At 59.5% G+C, this 24,626-nt stretch carries 21 protein-coding genes; 11 read left to right on the top strand and 10 right to left on the bottom strand.

Features of this window, described 5'->3' with window-relative positions:
* From MMS95_RS10670 to pepT, 3 genes are all read right to left on the bottom strand, one after another.
* Window positions 1-1,555: S-type pyocin domain-containing protein (locus MMS95_RS10670; RefSeq protein ID WP_242141655.1), on the bottom strand; the 1,555-nt coding region annotated here is incomplete at its 3' end.
* Window positions 1,556-1,760: 205 nt separating this feature from the next.
* Window positions 1,761-2,903: a tail fiber domain-containing protein gene (locus tag MMS95_RS10665; protein ID WP_156865510.1), complete on the bottom strand. Its 1,143-nt coding sequence runs from the start codon at window positions 2,901-2,903 to the stop codon at window positions 1,761-1,763.
* A gap of 375 nt (window positions 2,904-3,278) precedes the next feature.
* Entirely contained in the window at window positions 3,279-4,508 is a 1,230-nt protein-coding gene (gene pepT / locus MMS95_RS10660) for a peptidase T (protein ID WP_015377590.1), read from the bottom strand.
* 57 nt (window positions 4,509-4,565) lie between these two features.
* Between pepT and MMS95_RS10655 the strand changes: the two genes are divergently transcribed.
* From MMS95_RS10655 to MMS95_RS10630, 6 genes are all read left to right on the top strand, one after another.
* Window positions 4,566-4,838 carry a hypothetical protein gene (locus MMS95_RS10655; RefSeq protein WP_126180994.1) on the top strand — a complete coding sequence of 91 codons (273 nt, stop codon included), beginning with the start codon at window positions 4,566-4,568 and terminating at the stop codon, window positions 4,836-4,838.
* 25 nt (window positions 4,839-4,863) lie between these two features.
* Window positions 4,864-5,979, top strand: a complete 1,116-nt coding sequence (gene potA / locus MMS95_RS10650; RefSeq protein WP_242141654.1) for a spermidine/putrescine ABC transporter ATP-binding protein PotA — start codon at window positions 4,864-4,866, stop codon at window positions 5,977-5,979.
* Window positions 5,963-6,823, top strand: coding sequence for a spermidine/putrescine ABC transporter permease PotB (gene potB, locus MMS95_RS10645; RefSeq protein ID WP_004941149.1), 861 nt, complete (start codon window positions 5,963-5,965; stop codon window positions 6,821-6,823). The genes potA and potB overlap by 17 nt, the downstream gene beginning before the upstream one ends.
* Window positions 6,820-7,602, top strand: coding sequence for a spermidine/putrescine ABC transporter permease PotC (gene potC, locus MMS95_RS10640; protein WP_021504822.1), 783 nt, complete (start codon window positions 6,820-6,822; stop codon window positions 7,600-7,602). Before potB ends, potC begins: the two co-directional genes overlap by 4 nt.
* 219 nt (window positions 7,603-7,821) lie before the next feature.
* Window positions 7,822-9,381: a PTS transporter subunit EIIC gene (locus tag MMS95_RS10635; RefSeq protein ID WP_015377586.1), complete on the top strand. Its 1,560-nt coding sequence runs from the start codon at window positions 7,822-7,824 to the stop codon at window positions 9,379-9,381.
* Window positions 9,382-9,405: 24 nt separating this feature from the next.
* On the top strand, window positions 9,406-10,791 hold the full coding sequence (locus MMS95_RS10630) for a glycoside hydrolase (RefSeq protein ID WP_021504823.1): 1,386 nt from the start codon (window positions 9,406-9,408) through the stop codon (window positions 10,789-10,791).
* A 12-nt stretch (window positions 10,792-10,803) separates the two neighbouring features.
* Here MMS95_RS10630 and MMS95_RS10625 read toward each other — a convergent pair whose 3' ends face one another.
* On the bottom strand, window positions 10,804-11,514 hold the full coding sequence (locus tag MMS95_RS10625) for a MurR/RpiR family transcriptional regulator (protein ID WP_088381485.1): 711 nt from the start codon (window positions 11,512-11,514) through the stop codon (window positions 10,804-10,806).
* Between MMS95_RS10625 and MMS95_RS10620 the strand changes: the two genes are divergently transcribed.
* Both MMS95_RS10620 and potD read left to right on the top strand, forming a co-directional pair.
* Window positions 11,504-11,821 carry a hypothetical protein gene (locus MMS95_RS10620; protein ID WP_134954151.1) on the top strand — a complete coding sequence of 106 codons (318 nt, stop codon included), beginning with the start codon at window positions 11,504-11,506 and terminating at the stop codon, window positions 11,819-11,821. The genes MMS95_RS10625 and MMS95_RS10620 overlap by 11 nt on opposite strands.
* Window positions 11,751-12,794 (top strand): spermidine/putrescine ABC transporter substrate-binding protein PotD, encoded by a 1,044-nt coding sequence (gene potD / locus MMS95_RS10615; RefSeq protein ID WP_033633291.1) that lies wholly within the window; start codon window positions 11,751-11,753, stop codon window positions 12,792-12,794. Before MMS95_RS10620 ends, potD begins: the two co-directional genes overlap by 71 nt.
* Window positions 12,795-12,841: 47 nt before the next feature.
* Here the strand turns inward: potD and cobB are convergent, their stop codons facing one another.
* The 5 genes from cobB to lolC form a co-directional block, all read right to left on the bottom strand.
* A complete protein-coding gene (cobB, locus tag MMS95_RS10610; RefSeq protein ID WP_033633293.1) occupies window positions 12,842-13,678 on the bottom strand; it encodes a Sir2 family NAD+-dependent deacetylase in 837 nt (278 codons plus the stop codon).
* A gap of 91 nt (window positions 13,679-13,769) precedes the next feature.
* Window positions 13,770-14,687 carry an N-acetylglucosamine kinase gene (nagK, locus tag MMS95_RS10605; protein WP_242141653.1) on the bottom strand — a complete coding sequence of 306 codons (918 nt, stop codon included), beginning with the start codon at window positions 14,685-14,687 and terminating at the stop codon, window positions 13,770-13,772.
* A gap of 53 nt (window positions 14,688-14,740) precedes the next feature.
* Window positions 14,741-15,988, bottom strand: a complete 1,248-nt coding sequence (gene lolE / locus MMS95_RS10600; protein WP_242141652.1) for a lipoprotein-releasing ABC transporter permease subunit LolE — start codon at window positions 15,986-15,988, stop codon at window positions 14,741-14,743.
* On the bottom strand, window positions 15,988-16,692 hold the full coding sequence (gene lolD / locus MMS95_RS10595; RefSeq protein WP_004941120.1) for a lipoprotein-releasing ABC transporter ATP-binding protein LolD: 705 nt from the start codon (window positions 16,690-16,692) through the stop codon (window positions 15,988-15,990). The genes lolE and lolD overlap by 1 nt, the downstream gene beginning before the upstream one ends.
* The gene (gene lolC / locus MMS95_RS10590; RefSeq protein ID WP_004941116.1) at window positions 16,685-17,887 is read right to left on the bottom strand and encodes a lipoprotein-releasing ABC transporter permease subunit LolC; all 1,203 of its coding nucleotides are present in this window, start codon (window positions 17,885-17,887) and stop codon (window positions 16,685-16,687) included. Before lolC ends, lolD begins: the two co-directional genes overlap by 8 nt.
* A gap of 419 nt (window positions 17,888-18,306) precedes the next feature.
* Between lolC and MMS95_RS10585 the strand changes: the two genes are divergently transcribed.
* Complete coding sequence (locus MMS95_RS10585; protein WP_049278649.1) at window positions 18,307-18,912, top strand: serine acetyltransferase; 606 nt, start codon at window positions 18,307-18,309, stop codon at window positions 18,910-18,912.
* Between the two features lie 204 nt (window positions 18,913-19,116).
* Window positions 19,117-22,590 (top strand): transcription-repair coupling factor, encoded by a 3,474-nt coding sequence (gene mfd / locus MMS95_RS10580; RefSeq protein ID WP_021504825.1) that lies wholly within the window; start codon window positions 19,117-19,119, stop codon window positions 22,588-22,590.
* 32 nt (window positions 22,591-22,622) lie between these two features.
* Here the strand turns inward: mfd and MMS95_RS10575 are convergent, their stop codons facing one another.
* Entirely contained in the window at window positions 22,623-23,723 is a 1,101-nt protein-coding gene (locus MMS95_RS10575) for a GGDEF domain-containing protein (RefSeq protein WP_015377579.1), read from the bottom strand.
* Window positions 23,724-23,923: 200 nt separating this feature from the next.
* Between MMS95_RS10575 and MMS95_RS10570 the strand changes: the two genes are divergently transcribed.
* Window positions 23,924-24,409, top strand: coding sequence for a heme-degrading domain-containing protein (locus MMS95_RS10570; RefSeq protein ID WP_004941092.1), 486 nt, complete (start codon window positions 23,924-23,926; stop codon window positions 24,407-24,409).
* Window positions 24,410-24,626: the final 217 nt, after the last annotated feature.

Raw genomic sequence — 24,626 nt, 5'->3', positions numbered from 1 at the left:
TGACCACGATGCTGTCCGCCTGCCTGATGCCGGTGCCGGTATGCACTGGCGATTTAGGCCCCGGTGAGCCGTTGCCGGTATGCGCCGGCGCGGCCGGCCCAGTCGGCACCGGGTTGATCAGTATCGTTCTGGCCGGTGCGCCCACCACCGCTGGCAGCGTGATTTTGTCCAGCCCTGTCAGCTCATCGCGAACGGGTCTGAATACCGGCACACTCGGCGATACGCCGCCGACGCCTGTCCTGACAAAGTTGACGCTCTGTCTCCCGTCGTCGTCGGTGGTGATAAACCCGCGCACCGGCAAATCGACCGAGGTCATGCCGGGCTGGATGGTCGCCCGGCCCGCTGCCGCCAGGCTCGCCTGGAGGGCAAACAGATTGACATCCCGCCCGGGTACCCGGTCGCTCCCTGCACCGACCTCCGTCGGGTAGAAACCAAGGGCAAAAGCCCCCAGCACCGATCCGGCAGCGACCACAGTGCCGGCGCGTATACTGCCGACTTCGTAGGCTGCCCGCCACGACGCGCTCGCTGCCCAGCCGGCCAGTTCGCTCGTGGTCGTCATCACGCCTTGCCCGATTACCGACGTCTGCAGCATCGCGGGCGCACGGTTGAGCACCATGGCACCTGCTGCCGCCAACGCCGCATTGGCCGCTTTTAGCTTTTCCGGCGTATACGCCGGAGCGTCCATAATACCCGCTTTGGCGAACAACGCTTTTCTGGCTGCTTCTACCTTGCGTGCATCTTCCGCCTTTCGGGCTTCCTCGGCTTTGCGAGCCTCTTCGGCCTTACGAGCTTCTTCGGCTCTGCGAGCCTCTTCCGCCTTTCGGGCCTCTTCGGCCACTTCTCGTTCTACCTGCTTAAATTGTTGATAGGCCGATGTCAAAGAAGGCACTTCGACATTACGTTGCCGGTAACCTGTGCGATCGCTCCCTTTGCCGCCGCCGTTGATTTCATATTGCTCCGTAATTTCAGTCATCACCCTATTATTATCAAGCCAGAAACCCGGTGGGATTTTTCCATTAAGCACCTCGGAATAGGTGGCTAATGACGCCTTATCCTCTGCGGCAGAATTGTTGCCGTTATTGTTGCCGTTGGGTATGTTCTGATAATTACCGATTCTATGATGGGTATCGATATTACCGGCGAACACGATCCCGCCTTGAGCAGGCAACCCCACGCCAAGTACATTTTTAACTTGTGAGACAGAGGTAATAGCCTTGCTGACGGCGGCTTCATCGGTTGTACGAATTTCACCAACCTGCACCTGTATTTTTCCGTCAGCCTCAACACTTTTCAAAGCTACCTTTGCATAAGTTGTAACCGCACGTACCTTTTTTTGTAAATCTTTCAGTATATTATTAACTTTAGGGTCATTTTTGATAGCGTTAACCTGCCGCCGTATCGCTGCCCCCAGGGAATCTCCACTGCTGCTACTGTCCCTGCCGCCATTACCGTTCCCTTTACCATCATCCCAGTTGGTACTGTTATCTTTACCGGGATTTAAACCATGTACTCCATCGATATGCACATCCCCCATGCCAGGAATATTTATATCCATAGATCCACCGTGCCCTACATTGGGTCCCTGGTCTGAAGCCCCCCCTTTAATTCCACCCGTTGGGCCACGGCTGTCTTTTCCATCTCCGCCACTCATATGCCAGTCCTTTTATTTCGTTGATGTGGCAGCAGAGTAAATTCTTAAGTGCTTATCGCCAGCAGCACCATCGATTAATACTCTGCGCAACCTACAAAAATTTTATTAATCAGGCGTTCGCAATCGCTTTTTCCAAAGCAACCAATCGAGCTTCAAATGCTTCGCGCTCGGCATCTCGAAGTGAGCGCTCTTCCTTAAGCGCTTCAACCAGCAACGCCACCACGCCGTTGATATTGATGCCCCGCGCATCCTTCAGCACGCTGCCGTCATTAAGTTTTAATTCGGTTTGGGTGACCGACTGCGGCAATACGCTCTCCACTTCCTGAGCGATCACCCCGGCCTCCGGCACGCCCTGTTTGAGGTAGGTGTAGCCGCCAATATTGGCCAGCTTGTCCAATGCACCGGCAATTTGGGTGATGTCCGTTTTCATGCGGGCATCGGAGCTGCTGTGCCAGGCGCCGTTGGTGTAGGCGTTACCATCATTACGGAATTCGTACCAGCCTTGCCCACCACCGTTGGCGACATTCAGCACCAGCGAATGGTGAGAGCCGACAAATTCATGATGATAAAGGTTGGCATACAGGTCGTATCGCCCCTGCAAATGCAATCCATTGGTAATACGTCCCTTATCATTGTCAACACTACGGTTCCCAGCAGCCCAAATCCATCCATCGGGGTTGCGTTTAGTCAATTGCCCTACAGAAAGCTCGGCGTTGGGCCTTACCTGCAGTTCGTTCCAGTTACCCTGCCAGTCTCGATAAGAGAGCAATCCATAATTTTCTTTACCAGCGACAATCCGCGAGCCCATTAACATCACCGTAGTGACGTTGCCGCTGGTAAAATTAGTATGCATGGCAGCCGCATCATAAACCTGACCATTGATAAGCGGAGTCGGGCCGGTGGTCGAAGTGGAGATACCCGCGTTGTGCGACACCACCGCACCGCCGGAAATATCCACTCCATTGCGCATCGCAACCCGGCCAGACGCCAAATTGAATGAGAACGGGCGCAAGGTGTTCCACTGCCCGTTAAGCGCTTGGCCGCCCGGCGTCGCCAGCGCGTAAAAATCGCGGCCATCATTACGCAGCATCACGCCGGTATTGCCATTTGCCAGCCGAAAACCATTGGCCGATTTGGAGACGATTTCACCGTCGCTGACCACGCGCTGGCGCAGCGTAGACAGCGATTTCAGTTCGGTAATATCGTCGTTAACGCCGTTAATCACCTGAGCATTTTTCTTTTCTTCTGCCATGATTGCTACCCTCTTACGTCCTGTTTGATGGCGGTTAACAGCGCTCATTCCCCCAGCATCCCCTGGCGACTGGGCTCACCGCACCGAAGCTGTAAAACCGGTTAAGCACACAGCCACACTGTATGCATAAACAGCATTTTATCTCGAAGGATAATGGGATTCCCTCACCGCGGGTTGTGTGGTGAACGAAACAACCATGAGACTGGGAACCATAAAGAGAACAGAAGAAGAAGATAACGGCGGGCGCGCTGGGCCCCGCCGGGCGGATCAGAAAAGCATAGTCGGGCCGGCCAAGCCCTGTCTCTTATACACATCTCCGAGCCCACGAGACTTGTATCAGGAGGGCGGGCCAAGCCGGCCGGGGAACGAAGGTGTTTACCGCGCCCGCTCGGCGGCCAGCGCCGCGATGCGCATGATCACCGCCACCGCTTGCTCCATGCCTTCCAGCGTCACGAACTCGTGCTTGCCGTGGTAGTTGTAGCCGCCGGTGAACAGGTTCGGGCACGGCAGGCCGCGGAACGACAGCTGCGCGCCGTCGGTGCCGCCGCGGATCGGCTTCATCACCGGTTCGATGTCGCAATCGCGCATCGCCTGCTGCGCCAGAGCGATCACGTGCGGGTGCTCCGCCACCTGTTCGCGCATGTTGTAATAGCTGTCTTCGATGCTGACTTCGATATAGCAATCGCGCGGCAGGCCTTTGCCGATCTCGCGAGCGATGTCCACCATCTTGCGCTTGCGCGCCTCGAACCCTTCGCGCTCGAAGTCGCGCAGAATGTAGTGCATTTCGGCGCGCTCCACGCTGCCCTTGATGCTGCTGAGATGATAAAAGCCCTGGTAGCCTTCGGTGGTCTCCGGCGCTTCGTCCGCCGGCAGCGCCAGATGAATGCGGGTCGCCAGCGACAGCGCGTTGACCATCACCCCCTTGGCGCTGCCGGGGTGTACGCTGTTGCCGAGGATTTTGATCGTCACCGAGGCGGCGTTGAAGTTTTCGCACTCCAGCTCCCCGACGCCGCCGCCGTCCACCGTGTAGGCCCATTCCGCATTGAAGGCCGCCACGTCGAACAGCTGCGCCCCCTTGCCCACCTCCTCGTCCGGAGTGAAGGCCACGCGGATGTCGCCGTGCGGGATCTTGCGCGCGCGCAGGCGCACCATGGCGGTGAGGATCTCGGCGATGCCCGCCTTGTCGTCGGCGCCCAGCAGCGTTTTGCCGTCGGTGGTGATCAGCGTCTGCCCCAGCATCTGGTGCAGGATCGGGAACATCACCGGCGACAGCACTTCATCACCGATGCCGAGCGCAATGTCGCCGCCGCGATAGTTCTCGACGATCTGCGGATTGACGTGTTTACCGCTGAAATCCGGCGAAGTATCCAGATGGGCGATGAAACCGACCGCCGGCACCGGCCAGGCGACGTTACCCGGCCAGGTGCCCATCACGCAGCCGTGTTCGCTGAGCGACACCCGCTCGAAGCCGAGCGCGATCATTTCCTGCTGCAATGCACGCGCCAGCTTCAACTGCCCGTCGGTGCTCGGCACATGCTTTACGTTCGCTTTGGACTGGGTGTCGAAAGAGACGTAGTTGAAAAAGCGGTCAAGTAATTTGTCCATGGTAGCGGCCCCTCAGAATATCGCGTTTCATTATGCGGAACCGATCAGGATCAAATATTGCGTCAGGTCATTTTTAACCAGAATTCGCCAATATCATTAATCTTTGTGATGATTTCTGAGGGGAATAATGCTGTCATCACAGGGTCATTTGTCGCTATCATGATGAAAAACGCGGCATCTGGGCCGGATCGGCTTTCAATTCCGGCATTCAGCGTCTATCATGCGCGCTCGAAAAATTTCCATTGGCGTAACTGGTTTGAGCTTCATTTGATCAGCGGGTATCCCGCAAGCTCCGGCAGTCTTTTCCAGTTGCGGTTCTATCTGCATTAGCCCACGGGATAGAGTAATACGATAAATGACTGAGACATCCTCTCCGACTCCCCTTGTTGAACTGCATGCCCTGAGCAAAGCGTTCGATGGCAAAACCATCATTGCCGATCTGGATCTGACGATTAACCACGGCGAATTCCTCACCATTCTCGGCCCCTCCGGCTGTGGCAAAACCACGGTGCTGCGCCTGATCGCCGGTCTGGAAGACGCCGATGTGGGCCGCATCGTGCTCGACGGCCAGGACATCACCGCCATTCCGGCCGAACATCGCCACGTCAACACCGTGTTTCAAAGCTACGCTCTGTTTCCGCACATGTCGGTGTTCGACAACGTCGCCTTCGGCCTGCGCATGCAAAAGGTGCTGGCGGCGGAACTGACGCCGCGCGTCGAAGAGGCGCTGCGCATGGTGCAGCTGGACGACTTTGCCAAGCGGCGGCCGGGCCAGCTCTCCGGCGGCCAACAGCAGCGCGTGGCCATCGCCCGCGCGGTGGTCAACAAGCCGAAGGTGCTGCTGCTGGACGAATCGCTGTCGGCGCTGGACTACAAGCTGCGCAAGCAGATGCAGAACGAACTGAAAGCGCTGCAGCGCAAACTGGGCATCACCTTCGTGTTCGTCACCCACGATCAGGAAGAAGCGCTCACCATGTCGGATCGCATCGTGGTGATGCGCGAAGGCCGCATTGAGCAGGACGGCACGCCGCGTGAGATCTACGAAGAGCCGAAGAACCTGTTCGTCGCCAGCTTCATCGGCGAGATCAACATCTTCGACGCGGTGGTCCTGCAACGCCTCGATCCGCAGCGGGTGCGCGCCAACGTGGAAGGCCGCGAGTGCGACATCTACGCCGATCTGCCGGTAGAGCCGGGCCAAAAGCTGAAGGTGCTGCTGCGTCCGGAGGATCTGCGGGTGGAAGAAGTGAACGACAGCGCGCAGCACGACGGGCTGATCGGCTACGTGCGCGAGCGCAACTACAAAGGCATGACGCTGGAATCGGTGGTCGAGCTGGAGAGCGGCAAAACGGTGATGGTCAGCGAGTTCTTCAACGAAGACGATCCGGACGTCGATCACTCGCTCAATCAGAAGATGGCGGTAACCTGGGTTGAAAGCTGGGAGGTGGTGCTGGCCGATGAAGAAATCGCGTAAAGTCTTCCAGAATGTGGTGATCGTCGGCGTCGTCGCCTGGCTGTTGCTGTTCGTGTTCATGCCGAACCTGATGATCATCGGCGCCAGCTTCCTGACCCGCGACGACGCCAACCTGGTGCAGATGGTGTTCACGCTGGACAACTACCGGCGCTTGTTCGATCCGTTGTACGCCCAGGTGCTGCTGCACTCGCTGAACATGGCGCTGATCGCCACCCTGTGCTGCCTGGCGATCGGCTATCCGTTCGCCTTTATCCTGGCGCGGTTGCCGCAGAAGGTGCGGCCGCTGCTGCTGTTTCTGCTGATCGTGCCCTTCTGGACCAACTCGCTGATCCGCATCTACGGCCTGAAGCTGTTTCTCAGCACCCGCGGCTATCTCAACGACGCGCTGCTGTGGATCGGCGTCATCGACAAGCCGCTGCGCATCATGTACACCTCGGAAGCGGTCGTCCTCGGCCTGGTGTATATCCTGTTGCCGTTTATGGTGATGCCGCTCTACTCCAGCATCGAAAAGCTCGATAAGTCCTGCCTGGAGGCGGCGCGCGACCTCGGCGCCAGCAAGCTGCAAACCTTTATCCGCATCATCGTGCCGCTGACCATGCCGGGCATTATCGCCGGCTGCCTGCTGGTGGTGCTGCCGGCGATGGGGCTGTTTTTCGTCGCCGATCTGATGGGCGGCGCCAAAAACCTGCTGATCGGCAACGTGATTAAAAGCCAGTTCCTCAATATCCGCGACTGGCCGTTCGGCGCGGCCACCAGCATCTGCCTGACGCTGGTGATGGGTCTGTTGCTGCTGGTTTATTACCGGGCCGCACGCCTGCTGAACAAGAAGGAGGATCTGGCATGATCGGACGTCTGCTGCGCGGCGGCTTTATGACGCTGGTATACGCCTATCTGTATATCCCGATCGTCATCCTGATCGTCAACTCCTTCAACGCCTCGCGCTTCGGCATCAATTGGCAAGGGTTTACCACCAAGTGGTACAGCACCCTGCTGAATAACGACAGCCTGCTGCAGGCCGCGGGCCACTCGCTGACCATGGCGGTGCTCTCCGCCACCTTCGCCACGCTGATCGGCTCGCTGACCGCGGTGGCGCTGTACCGCTACCGCTTCCGCGGCAAACCGTTTGTCGGCGGCATGCTGTTCGTGGTGATGATGTCGCCGGACATCGTGATGGCCATCTCGCTGCTGGTGCTGTTCATGCTGCTGGGCATTTCGCTCGGCTTCTGGTCGTTGCTGTTCTCGCACATCACCTTCTGCCTGCCGTTCGTGGTGGTGACCGTCTACGCGCGCCTGAAAGGCTTCGACGTGAAGATGCTGGAAGCCGCGCGCGATCTCGGCGCAAGCGAGTTCACCATTCTGCGCAAGATCATCCTGCCGTTGGCATTGCCGGCGGTAGCGGCCGGCTGGTTGCTGAGCTTCACCCTGTCGATGGACGACGTGGTGGTCTCCTCCTTCGTCACCGGGCCGAGCTACGAGATCTTGCCGCTGAAGATCTACTCGATGGTGAAAGTCGGCGTCTCACCGGAGGTCAACGCGCTGGCCACCATTTTGCTGCTGCTGTCGCTGGTGCTGGTGATCGCCAGCCAGTGGGTGATGCGCGATCGCTCGCCCAAGGCCGAGTAACCCATCCCGCCGGGCGCTGCGGCGCCCGGTTGTGATCCCCTTCACAACCGGCACCGGTTGTCACTCCCTGACCATCGGTGCCTATTTCCGCCCCGCCGATTGCAGCGGCGAAAACTTCCCCCTATAACTGAACTCAGGCAAGGTGCCTTATTTTTTTCTCGCTTCCAGGGAGTTTATTCAGCAACGTCGTCATCCATTAAAATATAAAAAGGAACTGCCATGAAAGGTATTATCGATAATATCTTAAGCAAGCTGCAGCTTTTCTCCAAAGCCATGATGGGGCCGATATTTTTCCTGCCGGTAATCGGTCTGATCCTGGCGCTCAGTTCTATTCTCACCAATGCCACATTAATCAATGAACATTCCGCCGTCTTCTCTATCGGTAAAATGATCGGCGATACCTTCTGGCCATTATTCGGCAACCTCGGGCTGATTTTCTGCATCGGCATTACCTACGGTCTGGCCAAAGACAAGAAAAGCGAAGCGGCGCTGGTCGCCGTGATGTGCTTTATCATGTTCCTCGGCGCCAACGCCTCTTATCTGCAATTCAGCGGCCATGTCGCGGCCAAGATCAACGGCGAATATTACGGCACCGGGCAGACGGAGTTGCTGGGTTTTACCGTGGTGGATATGGGCATTTTCCTCGGTCTTATCCTCGGCGTCACCATCGCCTGGGTGCATAACCGCCTGTGCAACGTCGAACTCAACGGCGTGTTCTCGGTCTACGGCGGCGCCAAGCTGGTGCTGATTGCCATGACGCCGATCATCATGCTGTACGCCGTCGCCTTCAGCTACCTGTGGCCGGCGATCTCACAGGGCCTGATCGCGCTGACCGGCTTTATGAAAAGCGCCGGCTCGCTCGGGGTATTCGTCTACGGCTTCTTTGAGAAATTCCTGATCCCCACCGGGCTGCACCACTTTATCTGGTCGCCGTTCCAGCTTACCAGCATCGGCGGTTCGATCGTGCAGGACGGCCAGACCGTCTCCGGCTCGCAGGCGATTTTCCTGGCCTATATGCGCGACCCGAGCATCTCGCCGCTGATGAACGAAGCGCTGCGCTTCTCGCAGCAAGGGATGGTGACCATCTTCGGCCTGTCGGGCGCGGCATTGGCTTTCTATCACACCGCCAAGCCGGAAAAGAAAATGCTGGCCAAGGCGATTCTAATCCCGGCCATCACCACCTCGATCCTGGTCGGCATCACCGAGCCGATAGAGTTCACCTTCCTGTTTATCTCTCCGCTGCTGTGGGTGATCCACGCCGTGTTGACCGCGCTGTCGCAGGTGGTCTGCAACCTGTTCCAGGTGCGCCCCTGGGGCGCCAGCGGGCTGGTCGAGTTCCTGGCCTATAACCTGCCGCTGCCGGTTTCCCTCACCCGCTGGCCGCTGTACGTGGTCATCGGCCTGGTGCAGTTTGCGGTGTATTACCTGGTGTTCAAAACGCTGGTGCTGAAGCTCAATCTGAAGACGCCGGGCCGTGAAGATGATCAGGACGTCAGACTCTATTCCAAACAGGATTACCGGAACCGCAAAAATACCCCGGACGAGCCGAGCGGCATCATTATTCGCGCGCTGGGCGGCAAGGAAAACATTATTTCCGTCGATAACTGTTTTACCCGACTGCGGGTGGAATTAAAGGATATGACACGGGTGGATGAAGCCGCGTTAAAAAGCACCGGCGCCAAAGGCGTAGTGAAGAATCGCCGTGAAGTGCAGGTAATTTACGGCGTCACGGTCGGCAAGGTCAAAAATCAGGTAGAAAAATATTTAGCGACACTCTAACGCTTTATTAATGGGAGATATCGAATGAAATTAACCGTTCTCGGCGGCGGCGGCGTGCGTTCCCCGTTCCTCGCCAAATCCATCGCCTATAACGCCCATCGCATCGGCATTACCGAAGTGGTGTTTATGGATACCGATGAGCGCCATCTGGCGATCTACGGCGCCCTCGCGCAGGGCGTATTCCAGCGCATTCGCGGCGACATTGCTTTCAGCCTCAGCAGCGATCCGCGCCAGGCGCTGCAAGGCGCCGACTACATCATCACCACCCTGCGCATCGGCGGCGAGGAAGGCCGCATCCATGACGAGCGCATCGCGCTCAATCATCAGTTGCTCGGGCAAGAAACCACCGGCGCCGGCGGCTTCGCCATGGCGATGCGTTCGATTCCGGCGATCCTCGACTATTGCCGCCTGATCGAACAGGTTTCCTCACCGGACGCGGTCCTGTTCAACTTCACCAATCCTTCCGGCATGGTGACCGAGGCGATCATCAAATCCGGCTTCCAGCGCCGGGTCTATGGCATCTGCGACGCCCCCAGCGAGTTTATCCGCGAACTGGCCGAGCTGCTGGACTGCCGCGAAGACCAACTGAGCGTCGACTGCTTCGGCCTCAACCATCTTTCCTGGTTCCGCAATGCGCGCGTCAACGGCGAACCGGTCACGGAACGGTTGCTGGCGGATCCGCGCCTGTATCGTGATACCTGCATGAAATACTTCTCGCCGGAGTTGGTGGCGCTGTCGGACAATTTGATGCTCAACGAGTATCTCTATTATTACTACTATCGTGAGCAGGCGATCGCCGCCATCGTCGCGGGCGGCGAGACCCGCGGCGAACAAATCGCGGCGATCAACCGCCAAATGCTGTCAGAGTTAGGCGAGCTGGACATCCCCCACCAGTTGGAACACGCCTTCTCTGTCTATTTCAGCCATTATCTGCAGCGCGAAAACTCCTACATGCAGCGCGAGTCCAACCAGGGCAAGGTGAAAACGCGCGAGATGCTGACGCTGCAACAGTTTATCGAGCAGCCGGACAGCGGCGGCTATGCCGGGGTGGCGATCGACATTCTGGAGGCGGTCAACAGCGGCCGGCAAAAACGCGTGGTGGTGTCGATGCAAAACCGCGACACGCTCGATTTTCTGCACCCGGATGACGTGATCGAAATCAGCTGCGAATTGAGCAGCGCCGGCATTCAGCCGGTCAAAATGCGCGATATTCCCGACACCCAGAAAAACCTGATTTCGCAGGTGAAAGAGTACGAACGGCTGGCGGTGGCGGCGATCCTGACCGGCAACCGCCAACTGGCCATCAAGGCGCTGATGGTGCACCCGCTGGTCAACTCCTACTCGCTGGCGAAAACGCTGGTAGAGGAGTACCTGCAGGCCCACCGCGCGTATGCCGGGCACTGGCGCTAAACGGTGCGGCCGTCAGCGGCCGCGTCGTTCAAACCAGGCGGTGATCACATTCTCGAATCCCAACAGACAGTGGCCGAAAAACGGGTTGGGATAGTAGATATCGTGATCGTATTTTTGCCGATCCTCAAACAGAAAGGTCATGTCGGCCTGCTGCGCCAGCGGGCTGTCGCCGTCGCCGCAGAAGGCCGCCAGCAGGATGCGGTTACGCTTCACCGCCTCGCTCCAGCTCAGCGCCGAGCCGCTGTTGCCCGACTTTGAAATCACGATCACCATGTCGAAGCGAAAGCGCGTCTCACGGTCAAGAATGTCGAAATCCGGCCACAGCGACAGATAACTGTCTACACCCAGCGTCATAAACTTGTTGTACATATATTGAGCCACCAGCTGCGAAAAACCGCTGCCGTGGATCAGGATCTTGCCGTTGTCGAGCAGATCGAGAAACTGCGCCTGCTGGGCCGGCGGTGCCGCCGACGTAGCGCGTTCCGCCTGGTAAGCCGGCGCCATCGTCAGGTTGAATTTGATGAAATAGACCAGTTCGAGATAGCCGCGAAAGCCCAGTTTTTTAGCCAGCCGCACCAGCGTCGAGGGGGAACTGTAGCAGCGTGCGGACACCGCACGGATGCCGTCGTCGATGCAGGCGTCCGGGTTGTCGAGAATGCAGTGCAAAATCGTCAGATCCGTCTTGCTGAGCTCAGTCTGGCTGAAGACCTGTTTGAAATTCATCGCTGCCCTCGTTTATTCGCCAAAATTATTGTTTCGCACGCGCTTCACCGCCTGTCCAGCGCGAGACACACAAATTGTGATGCGCTTTAAGGCGCTGAACCCCTTGATTTGCCAGCGGGATAACCGCCTTTACCCACCCCGCCCCGGCCCCTATAATGGCCCCTTTCTGGGGTATGGCGCGGCCGAAAACGGCAGCCCATACGGGTTCGGCTCACTACTGCTGAAGGATACGCTGCATGAAAAAGTGGTCACATCTGCTCGCAGCCGGGATGATGGCGCTGAGTTTCTGCTCTGCAAACGCCTCTGACGGCAAAACACTGTACTTCTATAACTGGACTGAATACGTCCCGCCAGGGTTGCTGGAGCAGTTCACCAAGGAAACCGGCATCAAGGTGATCTATTCCACCTATGAATCCAACGAAAGCATGTACGCCAAGCTGAAGACCTACAAGGACGGCGCGTACGATCTGGTGGTGCCCTCCACCTACTTCATCGCCAAGATGAGCAAGGAAGGCATGCTGCAAAAAATCGACAAGAGCAAGCTCAGCCACTTCAAGGATCTCGATCCCACCCTGCTGAACAAGCCGTTCGATCCCAACAACGACTATTCCATTCCTTACATCTGGGGCGCTACCGCCATCGGCGTCAACAGCGACGCGCAGGATCCGTCCACCGTCACCGCCTGGGCCGATCTGTGGCAACCGCAGTACAAAGGCCGCCTGCTGCTGACCGACGACGCGCGTGAAGTGTTCCAGATGGCGCTGCTCAAGCTGGGTTATTCCGGCAACACCACTGACCCGAAAGAGATCGAAGCCGCCTACCACGAGCTGCAGAAATTGATGCCGAACGTGCTGGCCTTCAACTCCGACAACCCGGGCAACCCGTTTATGGAAGGGGAAGTCAACGTCGGCATGGTGTGGAACGGCTCGGCCTTTGTGGCGCGCCAGGCCGGCACGCCGCTGGAGATCGTCTGGCCGAAGGAAGGCGGGATCTTCTGGATGGACAGCCTGGCCATTCCGGCCAACGCGCGCAACGTCGAAGGGGCGCTGAAGCTGATCGACTTCCTGCTGCGGCCGGAAATCGCGGTGCAGGTGGCGGAGACCATCGGTTACCCGACGCCGAACCTGGCGGCAAAGAAGCTGCTGTCGCCGGAGATCGCCAACGACAAGTCACTCTACCCGGATAAGGCGGTGATTGAGCACGGCGAGTGGCAAAACGACGTCGGCGACGCCAGCACGCTGTACGAAAGCTACTTCCAAAAGCTGAAAGCCGGGCGCTAATACGCCCGCCATCCCATCAGGGCGCGCATTGCGCCCTGATGCCTTTCTCAGGGCCGGTCGGCCCGCGCCACCTTGCCCACCAGGAACTTGTGCACAAAACGCGGCACCACTTCGCTGGCCAGACCGTAGTGTTTCTCATCGAACTGGCTCTCTACCTGGCTCGGTTCCAGGTTCAGCTCCATGGCGTAAGCGCCGCCCAGCCGCGCCTCATGCACGAAGCCGGCCGCCGGGTAGACATGGCCGGAGGTGCCGATGGCGACGAAGAAATCGGCCTTGCTCAGCGCCTGGTAGATGTCATCCATGCCCAGCGGCATCTCACCGAACCACACCACGTGCGGCCGTAGCGGCGCCGGGAACTGGCAGCAATGGCAACGATCGTCAACGCTGAGATCGCCGGGCCATTCGAACACCTGCCCCGACTGGGTGCAACGCACCTTCAGCAGTTCGCCGTGCATGTGCAGCACCCGCTTGCTGCCGGCGCGCTCATGCAGGTTATCAATGTTTTGCGTGACCAGCAGGAAGTTGTCTCCCAACCACTCTTCCAAATCCGCCAACGCGCGGTGTGCGGCGTTCGGGGCGATCTCCTCCGTCTGCAGCTGGCGGCGGCGTTCATTGTAAAACGCCTGCACCAGCGCCGGATCGCGCTGAAAACCTTCCGGCGTGGCGACGTCCTCCACCCGGTGCTCTTCCCACAGCCCATCCGCGGCGCGGAAGGTGCGAATGCCCGACTCGGCCGAAATGCCGGCCCCGGTCAACACCACCACAAACGGCTTTTTCAGCTCGGCCGCCGCCATGGTGTCACGATGAAAAATGCGTGAACGAAAGCGCTGATGCAGCACATGCTTACTCTTGCGAAACTGACACAGCCGATGGCGAGTGTACATTAACTCTCTCCTTACTTTTCCCTGTTTACCCTTCTTACTGGACGTTGCGGCGTTGTTGGCTGCATACATTCACGCCCGGCCTCAACGCCCATTACGTTGGGCGCGCCAAATTGAGGAACGCCGCGCCGCGCACGCCGCCGGCGTCGCCATAGCGCGCCTTCTCGATGCGCGGCAGCCGGGCCACCCGCAGCAGGTGCGCCGGCAGCCGCTGCGGCAACGCCTGGTAAATGGCGTCGAAATTCGACAGCCCGCCGCCGATCACCACCAGATGCGGATCCAGCACCGTCAGCAGGTTACCCAGGCAGATCGCCAGCACGTCCATAAAGCGGTCGACGTGAGCCACCGCCTGCGGCTCACCTGCCTGATAATGGGCAATGATCTCGATGGCAGGCAAGCACCGGCCATAGAAATGGGCGTACATCCATTCGAAACCGCGGCCCGATATGTAATTTTCAATGCAACCCTGATGGCCGCACCCGCAGGCAACGCGAGGCACATCACGCCCCAGCACCTCGAGCGCGTCCACCGGCAGGCGCAAATGGCCGAACTCGCCGGCGATATAGTTGCGCCCAGGCACCGTCTTGCCATCGACGATCAGGCCGCCGCCCACGCCGGTGCCGAGGATGATGCCCAGCACCGTCGGGTAGCGGCGGAACTCGTCGTCCCAGGCTTCCGACAGCGCAAAGCAGTTGGCGTCGTTATCGACGCGCACCTCGCGCCCGATCAGCGCCGCCAGATCGCGCGGCAGCGGACGCCCCATCGCCGCCGGCACGTTGGCGGTAAACAGCGTGCCATCATCGTCATTGGGCAGGCCCGGTATGCCGATGCCGACGCTGCCGCGCCGGCCGCAAAACGCATCCGCCTCAAGGGTCAGATCGCACAGCGTGGCCAGCAGTTGCCGGTAGTCTTCACGTGGCGTCGGCACTCGCTTTTGCCAAATGCGCTGCAGGTTGTCGTCGAACACCCCCAGCTCAATCTTGGTGCCGCCCATATCGAAACCGTAGTACATAACCCATCCCCAGGCTAAAAAAACGGGGCGGCATCGCTGCCTCCCCGTTGGTGTTATTGTCCGCTCAGCACCCGCGCCGGATCGATGCGGCTTGCGCGCCTCGCCGGATACCAACTGGCCAACAGGCTCAGCACAATGGCGGTCGCCAGCACGATCAGCACGTCCAGCCAGTGCAGCTCGGAAGGCAGGAAGTCGATGAAGTAGATATCGCCCGACAGGAAGGAATGACCGACCAGTTTCTCGATGCCGCGGATAATGTTAGTCAGCTGCAGCGAGGCGATCACCCCGATCACCACGCCGCTCAGGCTGCCCAGCAGCCCGGCCAACAGCCCGTACCAGATGAAGATGGCGCGGATAAAGCCGTCTTTAGCGCCCAGGGTGCGCAGCACCGCGATGTCGGCGCTTTTGTCTTTCACCGCCATCACCAGCGTGGAGACGATGTTGAAGCAGGCCACGCCGATCACCAGCACCATCGCCAGATACATGATGGCGCGGATCATCTGGATGTCGCGGTACATGTAGCCGTACTTGCCGATCCAGCTTTTGATGTAGATATAAGAATTGGTCACTTCGCCGGCGTCGCGCACCAGTTTATTGGCGGCGAACACGTCGTTCATCTTGAGCGCGATACCCGTGACGCTGTCACCCATGTCGAGATACTGCTGCGCGTCGGCCAGCGGCACCAGCGCCAGGCTGTGATCGAGCTGGCCGCTGAGCTGCAAAATGCCGGTCACATGCAGGCGAATGCGCTTCGGCTGCAGCAGCTTCATTTCCGGGTCGCTGTTGGGGATCATCACCGTCACATAGGTGCCCTGTTTAACGCCCAGTGCGTCGGCCACGCCCTTGCCGAGGATCACCTGCTGCTCGCCGGGCTTGAAGTTGGCCCAGGCGTCGCCCTGCACATACTGCGGCAGCGCGCTCAGCCGGCTCTCCTGCTGCGGATCCACACCTTTGACTTCCACCGCGCGCAGCTGCGCGCCGTTTTCCATCAGGCCGGTGAAATTGATGTACGGCGCGGCGGCCAAAATGCCCGGCACCTTTTCCACCCGCTGCAGAATCGACGGCCAGCCGCTGAACGGCTGATTGACCGGCTCAAGCTCGCCGTGCGGCACCACCGCCAGAATGCGGTTCTTCAGCTCGCGCTCAAAACCGTTCATCGCGCTCAGCCCGACGATCAGCACCGCCACCCCCAGCGCGATGCCGATGGTGGAGATGACCGAGATCAGCGACACCATGCCGCCGCGTTTACGGCCGCGGCTGAAACGCAGGGCCGTCAGGAAGGACAGTGAGGCTCCCGCCATTACTCGGCCCCCATCAGGGTCAGCTGCGCCTGCAGGTGGCCGTCGGCCATTTCCAGCTGGCGGCTCAGGCGCTTGGCCAGCTGCAGATCGTGCGTCACCACCAGGAAAGCGGTGCCCTGGCGCACGTTCAGCTCGCCGAGCAGATCGAAGATGCTGTCCGCGGTGCGTTTATCCAGGTTACCGGTCGGTTCGTCCGCCAGCACCAACGCCGGGTTGTTGACCAACGCGCGCGCGATCGCCACGCGCTGACGCTCGCCGCCGGAGAGCTCGGACGGGCGGTGCTTGCTGCGTTTTTCCAGCCCGACCGCCGCCAGCATCTCCCGCGCCTTCTCCTGCGCCTGCGCCGGCTTGGCGCCGCCGATCAAGAGCGGCATGGCGGCGTTTTCCAGCGCGGTGAAGTCCGGCAACAGATGGTGGAACTGATAGATGAAGCCCAGCTGGCGGTTGCGCAGCTCGGCCTTGGCCGCCGAAGACATGGCGTTCAGCGATTCGCCCTTGAAGATCACCTCGCCGGAGGTCGGCGAGTCCAGCCCGCCCAGCAAGTGCAACAGGGTGCTCTTGCCGGAACCCGAGCTGCCGACGATCGCCATCATCTCGCCCTGCTGCATGGCAAAGCTGACGTTGCGCAGCACGTCGGTGTGCAGATTGCCTTCCTGATAGGTCTTGCACAGGTTGTCACACTGCAGCAAAAGATGGTTACTCATAACGTAAAGCCTCAGCGGGTTGTACGGCGGCAGCGCGCCATGAAGGATAGAGCGTGGACAACAGGGAAACCGCCATCGCCACCACGGCGATGATCGTCACCTGCAGCGGATCGACCGCCACCGGCAGCGAAGCGCCGTCGATCAAGGCGCCGAGGATCGGCATCAGGTTATTCAGGTTGGTGGCCAGCAGCACGCCGAGCAGCGTGCCGAGCAGCGAACCGATGATGCCGGCGCTGGCGCCCTGCACCATAAATACCGACATGATCTGGCGGCGGGTCAGCCCCTGGGTCTGCAGAATGGCGACCTCGCCCTGCTTCTCCATCACCAGCAGGCCGAGCGAGGTAATGATGTTAAACGCCGCCACCGCCACGATCAGACTGAGCAGCAGCCCCATCATGTTCTTCTCCATACGCACCGCCTGGAACAGCTCGCCCTTGCGATCGCGCCAGTCTTTCCAGACGGTGCCCGCCGGCAGCGCCTGTTGGCTGAGGGTATCGACCGTCAGCGGCTGTTGCAGGAACAGGCGCCAGCCGGTGATGTTGCCGGCCGGGTAGCGCATCAGGCGCGAAGCGTCCTGTTGGTTGACCAGCAGCTGATAGCCGTCCACCTCGCTGTTGGCGTGGAAGGTGCCGATGAGAGTGAACAGGCGCTGGCTGGGAATGCGGCCCATTGGCGTGAACTGGCTGGCGCTCGGCACCATCACGCGCAGCGAATCGCCGCGCTTGACACCAAGTTGCCCCGCCAGCTGTTCGCCGATGATGATGTTGTACTGGCCCGGCTGCAGCTGCTGTTGCTTGACGTTGACCAGATATGGGGTCAGCGGATCGGCCTCGTCGGGATTGACGCCGAGCATTACCCCGACCGCCACGCTGCGGGCGCTTTGCAGCACCACGTCACCGGTGGTCAGCGGCGCGACGCGCGTGACGCCCTGCAGCTTCTGCACCTCGGAGGCCGGCAGCTGCTGCGGGTTGACCGATCCTTGCGGACTGGTGACCAACGCCTGCGGCATCAGGCCGAGAATGTTGTTTTCCAGATCCTTTTCGAATCCGTTCATCACCGACAGCACGGTGACCAACGCCATCACCCCCAGCGTAATGCCGATGGTGGAAAGCCAGGAAACAAACCGCCCGAAGCGGTCTGAGGCTCGCCCGCGCATGTAGCGCAGGCCAATGAATAACGCGACAGGTTGATACATGAAATCCGTTTGATAGCCGTGGCTTAAGCAAAGTGATCATGGATTATATCGTCGCCCTGAAAACAATTAAATGAAAAATAAAGATTTTTACGATTCTTACAGCAGTACGAATCCGGCCTTCCCATCTCGGATAACCCCTTGTTTACACTTAACTGTTTTTAGTGAATCGGCAAAATACTTGCGGCGTTCCGCCTCAGTTTCTTCTGAAAATGATAGTGAGACCTGCGATATCGCGTTTGCTTCTGTAACTCACCAGGCACTGGCCACATTGCCGTTTCCCACCGTTGCAACACGCCGCCGGCCAAGCGGGTTTCACTCAAGGTTCTGCGCGCAGGATCGCCAGCGATTTCACCCTATGCTACTATCTGTCAACATTGACAAAGTTGATGATAGTTATCGGTTAAACGCAAGGGCAATCAATGAGAACGGAAACAAAATATAAAATCTATGCCGACTTCTTTCGCGCGAGCAGAAAGTCCGGCATCGCAAGGCTAATCAAGTCCCTTTTCCAACAGAACTACGTCGGCTTTAACTACATTTTCACCTTGCGGCTGCACAATGATTTTCACGCCAAAAAACGCAATATCTTTGAGAGAATTTGTTTTCGTCTACTGGTGAAAAATCTCAAGCGCCTGCAGATAAAATATGGCATCGAAATTCCCCATCAGGCCAGTATCGGTGAAGGCCTGCTTATTCCGCACTTCGGCGGCATCGTTATCCATCCCAACGTGAAGATTGGTAAAAATTGCACCATCCTGCAAGGTGTGACCATCGGCAACAACCTCTTCAAAAGCCGTGAAGACGTCGCCACTATCGGCGATAACGTCACCATTGCAGCCGGAGCCAAGATCGTTGGTCCGGTCACTATCGGTGACAATGTGACGATTGGCGCCAACTCCGTTGTCACCAGTGACATTGAGCCAAACTGCATCGTGGCAGGCATGCCGGCCAAGATTATTTCGCGCAAAGAGTCAATTGTGCTGAATACGGATTACTTGTCCTTTGACGAATATCAAAAGCGCTAATCTTGCGCTGACTGGCGTTCTATCTTTCCTCCCGGCGACGCCTTGTTGGCGTCGCGCTTGCGTGCATCGTCGCCCCGATAACTAACGAGATAGGGCACTTTTATCGATGTCAGTTTGCCGGCCGCTGGGCTACTATAAACAGCATAAAAGCACTGGGTTATCCGTGCCGGGACGCCCTCTAACACATTGATTAAAGATACCTGAATGAGCACTTCCGATAGCCGTAACCGTTCTTCATCCCCTCGTTATTCTCTGCCCGATCGCGCGGGCGATCTGCGCCAGCTGGGGCAACTGACCGGCGCGGCCTGCGCCGTGGAGTGCGCCGAGATCGTCGAGCGCCACCCTGGCCCGGTGATGCTGATCGCGCCGGATATGCAAAACGCCCTGCGGCTGCGCGACGAGATCCAGCAGTTCACCGACCAGATGGTGACCACGCTGTCCGACTGGGAAACCCTGCCGTACGACAGCTTCTCGCCGCATCAGGAAATCATCTCGGATCGTTTGTCGAGCCTGTATCACCTGCCGACCATGGCGCGCGGCGTGATCATTCTGCCGGTCAACACCCTGATGCAGCGCGTCTGCCCGCACGAATTCCTGCACGGCCACGCGCTGGTGATGAAGAAAGGCCAGCGCCTGTCGCGCGATAAGCTGCGCGCGCAGCTGGAACAGGCCGGTTACCGCAGCGTCGATCAGGTGATGGAGCACGGCGAATTCGCCACCCGCGGCGCATTGCTCGATCTTTACCCGATGGGCAGCGATGAGCCTTACCGCATCGACTTCTTCGATGACGAAATCGACAGCCTGCGCATCTTCGACGTCGATACCCAGCGCACGCTGAGCGAAGTCGAGGCCATCAATCTGTTGCCGGCCCACGAGTTCCCCACCGACAAGAACGCCATCGAGCTGTTCCGCAGCCAGTGGCGCGAGCAGTTTGAGGTGCGTCGCGACGCCGAGCACATCTATCAGCAGGTCAGCAAAAGCGCCTGGCCCGCCGGTATCGAATACTGGCAGCCGCTGTTCTTCAGCCAGCCGCTGCCATCGCTGTTCAGCTACCTGCCGGCCAATACGCTGATCGTCAATACCGGCGATCTGGAGGGCGCCGCCGAGCGCTTCTGGCAGGACGTCAACCAGCGTTACGAAAGCCGCCGCGTCGATCCGATGCGCCCGCTGCTGGCGCCGGATACGCTGTGGCTGCGCGTTGACGCGCTGTTCGGCGAGCTGAAAGCCTGGCCGCGCATCGCGCTGAAAACCGATGAGCTGCCGGCCAAGGCCGGCAATACCAATCTGGATTACCATGCCCTGCCCGATCTGGCGGTACAGGCGCAGCATAAATCCCCGCTGGATAATCTGCGGCGCTTTATCGAAGGCTTCGTCGGCAGCGTGATTTTCTCCGTCGAGAGCGAGGGGCGGCGTGAAACGCTGCAGGATCTGCTCGGCCGCATCAAGCTGGCGCCGGCGCTGATCCAGCGTCTCGATCAGGCGGAAACCGCGGGCCGTTACATGATGGTCGGCGCCGCCGAACACGGCTTCCTCGACGGCCTGCGCCAGCGTGCACTGATCTGCGAAAGCGATCTGCTCGGCGAGCGCGTCAGCCGCCGCCGGCAGGACAACCGGCGCACCATCAACACCGATACCCTGATCCGCAACCTGGCGGAGCTGCATCCCGGCCAGCCGGTGGTGCACCTGGAGCACGGCGTTGGCCGCTATGTCGGCCTGACCACGCTGGAAGCCGGCGGCATCAAGGCTGAATACCTGATCCTCTCCTACGCCGGTGAGGACAAGCTGTACGTACCGGTGTCTTCGCTGCATCTGATCAGCCGCTACGCCGGCGGCGCGGATGAAAACGCTCCGTTGCACAAACTGGGCGGCGACGCCTGGACACGCGCGCGGCAAAAAGCGGCCGAACGGGTGCGCGACGTCGCGGCGGAGCTGCTGGATATTTACGCCCAGCGCGCCGCCAAGGCCGGTTTCGCCTTCAAGCATAACCGCGAACAATACCAGCTGTTCTGCCAGACCTTCCCGTTCGAAACCACGCCGGATCAGGAACAGGCGATCAACGCGGTGCTGAGCGACATGTGCCAGCCGCTGGCGATGGACCGCCTGGTGTGTGGCGACGTCGGCTTCGGCAAAACCGAAGTGGCGATGCGCGCCGCCTTCCTGGCGGTGGAAAACGGCAAGCAGGTGGCGGTGCTGGTGCCGACCACCCTGCTGGCACAGCAGCACTTCGACAACTTCCGCGATCGCTTCGCCACCTGGCCGATCCGCATCGAGATGATGTCGCGCTTCCGCAGCGCCAAAGAGCAGCAGCAGGTGCTGGACGACGCGGCCGATGGCAAAGTGGACATCATCATCGGCACCCACAAACTGCTGCAGAGCGATCTGCGCTGGAAGGATTTGGGGCTGCTGATCGTCGATGAAGAACACCGCTTTGGCGTGCGCCACAAGGAGCGCATCAAAGCGATGCGCGCCGACGTCGATATCCTGACGCTGACCGCCACGCCGATCCCGCGTACGCTGAACATGGCGATGAGCGGCATGCGCGATCTGTCGATCATCGCCACTCCGCCGGCGCGCCGGCTGGCGGTGAAGACCTTCGTGCGCGAATACGACAGTCTGGTGGTGCGCGAGGCGATCCTGCGCGAAGTGCTGCGCGGCGGCCAGGTTTACTACCTCTACAACGACGTGGAAAACATCGAGAAAGCGGCGCAACGCCTGGCTGAGCTGGTGCCGGAGGCGCGCATCGCCATCGGTCACGGTCAGATGCGCGAACGCGATCTGGAACGGGTGATGAACGATTTCCACCACCAGCGCTTCAACGTGCTGGTGTGCACGACCATCATCGAAACCGGCATCGATATCCCCAGCGCCAACACCATCATCATCGAGCGGGCCGATCGCTTCGGCCTGGCGCAGCTGCACCAACTGCGCGGCCGCGTCGGGCGTTCCCACCATCAGGCTTACGCCTATCTGTTGACGCCAAACCCGAAAGCCATGGGCACCGACGCTCATAAACGGCTCGAGGCCATCGCGTCGCTGGAAGATCTCGGTGCCGGTTTCGCGCTGGCGACTCACGATCTGGAGATCCGCGGCGCCGGCGAACTGCTGGGCGAAGACCAGAGCGGCCAGATGACCACCGTCGGCTTCTCGCTCTATATGGAGCTGCTGGAAAGCGCCGTCGACGCGTTGAAAAACGGCCGCGAACCGTCGCTGGAAGATCTCACCAGCAACCAGACCGAGGTAGAGTTGCGCATGCCGGCGCTGCTGCCGGAAGATTTCATTCCCGACGTCAATACCCGCCTGTCACTGTATAAGCGCATCGCCAGCGCGAAGAACGACGGTGAGCTTGACGAGCTGAAGGTCGAGCTGATCGACCGCTTCGGCCAGTTGCCGGATGCGGCGCGCAACCTGTTGCAGTGCGCGGCGCTGCGCCTGCATGCGCAGAAGCTGGGGATCAAACGCATCGAGAGCAACGAGCGCGGCGGCTTTATCGAGTTCGGCGACAATAACCGCGTCGATCCCGGCTATCTGATCGGTCTGCTGCAGGGCAATCCGCAGGTTTACCGCCTGGACGGCCCGAGCAAGCTGAAGTTCACGCTCGATCTGGCCGATCGTCAGAAGCGCCTGACGTTCACCGAAGAGTTGCTGAACGCCTTCCGCGAACACACGCTGGCGGTCTGAGCCAATGCCCCCGCCGTGGCGGCGGGGGCGGCTTATTCGCGCGGGAATCCGGCGCCCAGCGGCGCCAGCTGCATCACGCGGCTGGTCACCACCCGGTTTTTGCCGCTGCGCTTCGCCTCATACAAGGCCTCGTCGGTCATGGCGATCGCCTTGTCCAGCCTCATGCCCGGCAGATACAGCGACACGCCGATCGACAGCGTGATGTGCGCTTCGTCGTGCGCATTCAGCAAGAACGTCGAGCTTTCAACCGCGCTGCGAATGCGCTCCGCCACCCCGCCGATGACCTGCGGATCGTAGCTGGCGGTGATCACCATAAACTCCTCGCCACCGTAGCGCCCGACGAAGTCCTCATTGCGCACGCTGTTTTGCAGCAGCCGGCCGACGCTGGCCAGCAGCACGTCACCGGCCGGATGGCCGTAGGTATCGTTGATGCTTTTGAAGTTATCCAAATCGAGGATCATCAGCCCGCACGGGCGGCGCTCGGCACGCTGCAGCATCAGCTGATAATCGACGCTGGCGCGGTTGTTGATGTGGGTCAGGCTGTCGGTGGTGGCGCGCGCGCGCATCGCGAAATAGGCGTAGATATGGCGCTCTTTGAAATTCAGTGCATGATAGCAAATCGCCAGACAGAGCGCGGAAACCGCCTGGTACAGCAACACATCCGGCCACAGCCCGCTCATGTCCACCAGCAGCCACACCACCGCGATGCGATACAGCGCGATGATGCCGATCGTCAGGTAAAACGTCCGGTGGGATTTTTTCAGCCACACGCGCGACAACAGCAGCGGCGCGACGATCGAGGCGATGAACAGGTTATCGACGGTGAAACCGCCGGTCAGCGTCATGGCGAACAGAAAACTCACCAGCCCGCTGACGCCGCCGCCGAAGAAAGTCACCAATATCATCGGGATCATCGCAAAGCTGTAATGCACCTTATCGGTCAGCTCCAGCCGATCCTGGCTCAAATACAGCACCGCCACCCCGGCCAGCAGGCCGAAAACAACCCGCTTCCACAGTGCGGATTGATAAGAAAAAGGGGCATTCTTGCTGAGAAGGAAATAGCTTATCGACAGCGTGGCGTAGGTGATGCAGGCGTCGCTGTAAAGGGTAGAAATGGACGCAATGTAAGTCATAAATAGTCAGCGCGCTCCTCGGGATCGCCAGGGGGTAATGTGCAGACGTTGAATAACGCATCCCTGTCGTCTCCGCTTCGGCGGCGGCCATTTTACACAGTCTATTAATAGAGTAGCAGTTCTATCTTATCGCCAAGCCGTCTATCTCACGACGCCCGCTTCAGGCTACTCTGTGCGTTGTGTTATCGGGGGAGAACCGCATGAATATCGACGATGAACTGCAAGCGCTCAGCGAACAGGAAGCGACGCTGGCCTTTACCCATTTTGACGCCGCCACCGCCTGGGAACTGGGCGCGGCGCTGAAAACCGCCGCCGAGCGGCGCGGCCTGAGCATCGCCATCGAGATCCAACTGGCCGGGCAGACGCTGTTTTATTACGCCATGCCGGGGGCAACGCCGGACATTGCCGACTGGGTGCGGCGCAAGCGCAATCTGGTGAACCATTTTCACAAAAGCTCTTACGCCATCGGCCTGCGCCTGCAGCAGCGGCAAACGTCGCTGGAGGAGCGTTACGGGCTGAGCGTGCGTGACTATTCGGTGCACGGCGGCGCCTTCCCGCTCACCCTGACCGGCCTCGGCTGCGTCGGCAGCATCAGCATTTCCGGCGCGCCGCAGAAGGAAGATCACCAGCTGCTGGTGAGCACTTTAGCCCATTTTCTCGGCTTATCCCTGCCCGCCCTGCAATAACCGTTAAAACCTTGACTGTCACCTTTCTTTTCAGCCGCAGAATCTGCGGCTGACTTCTCTATTATCGAAATTTAGCGCCGAACAAAAGGGCGACTCTCTGATTTCCTGCGCCAAATTGATACAGGTCTGGTAATCCGCTGAACAAAAGGCGTATGGTATCTGTCACGTGACAAGACGGACCTCATCGGGCCCGCCATTCCTTTCACTTTTGAAGATT

Origin of the sequence: Serratia sp. PGPR-27, assembly GCF_022678525.1 — a bacterium.
In the GTDB taxonomy this organism is placed as follows: Bacteria; Pseudomonadota; Gammaproteobacteria; order Enterobacterales; family Enterobacteriaceae; genus Serratia; species Serratia nematodiphila.
This window is presented reverse-complemented; position numbering and strand designations above follow the sequence as displayed.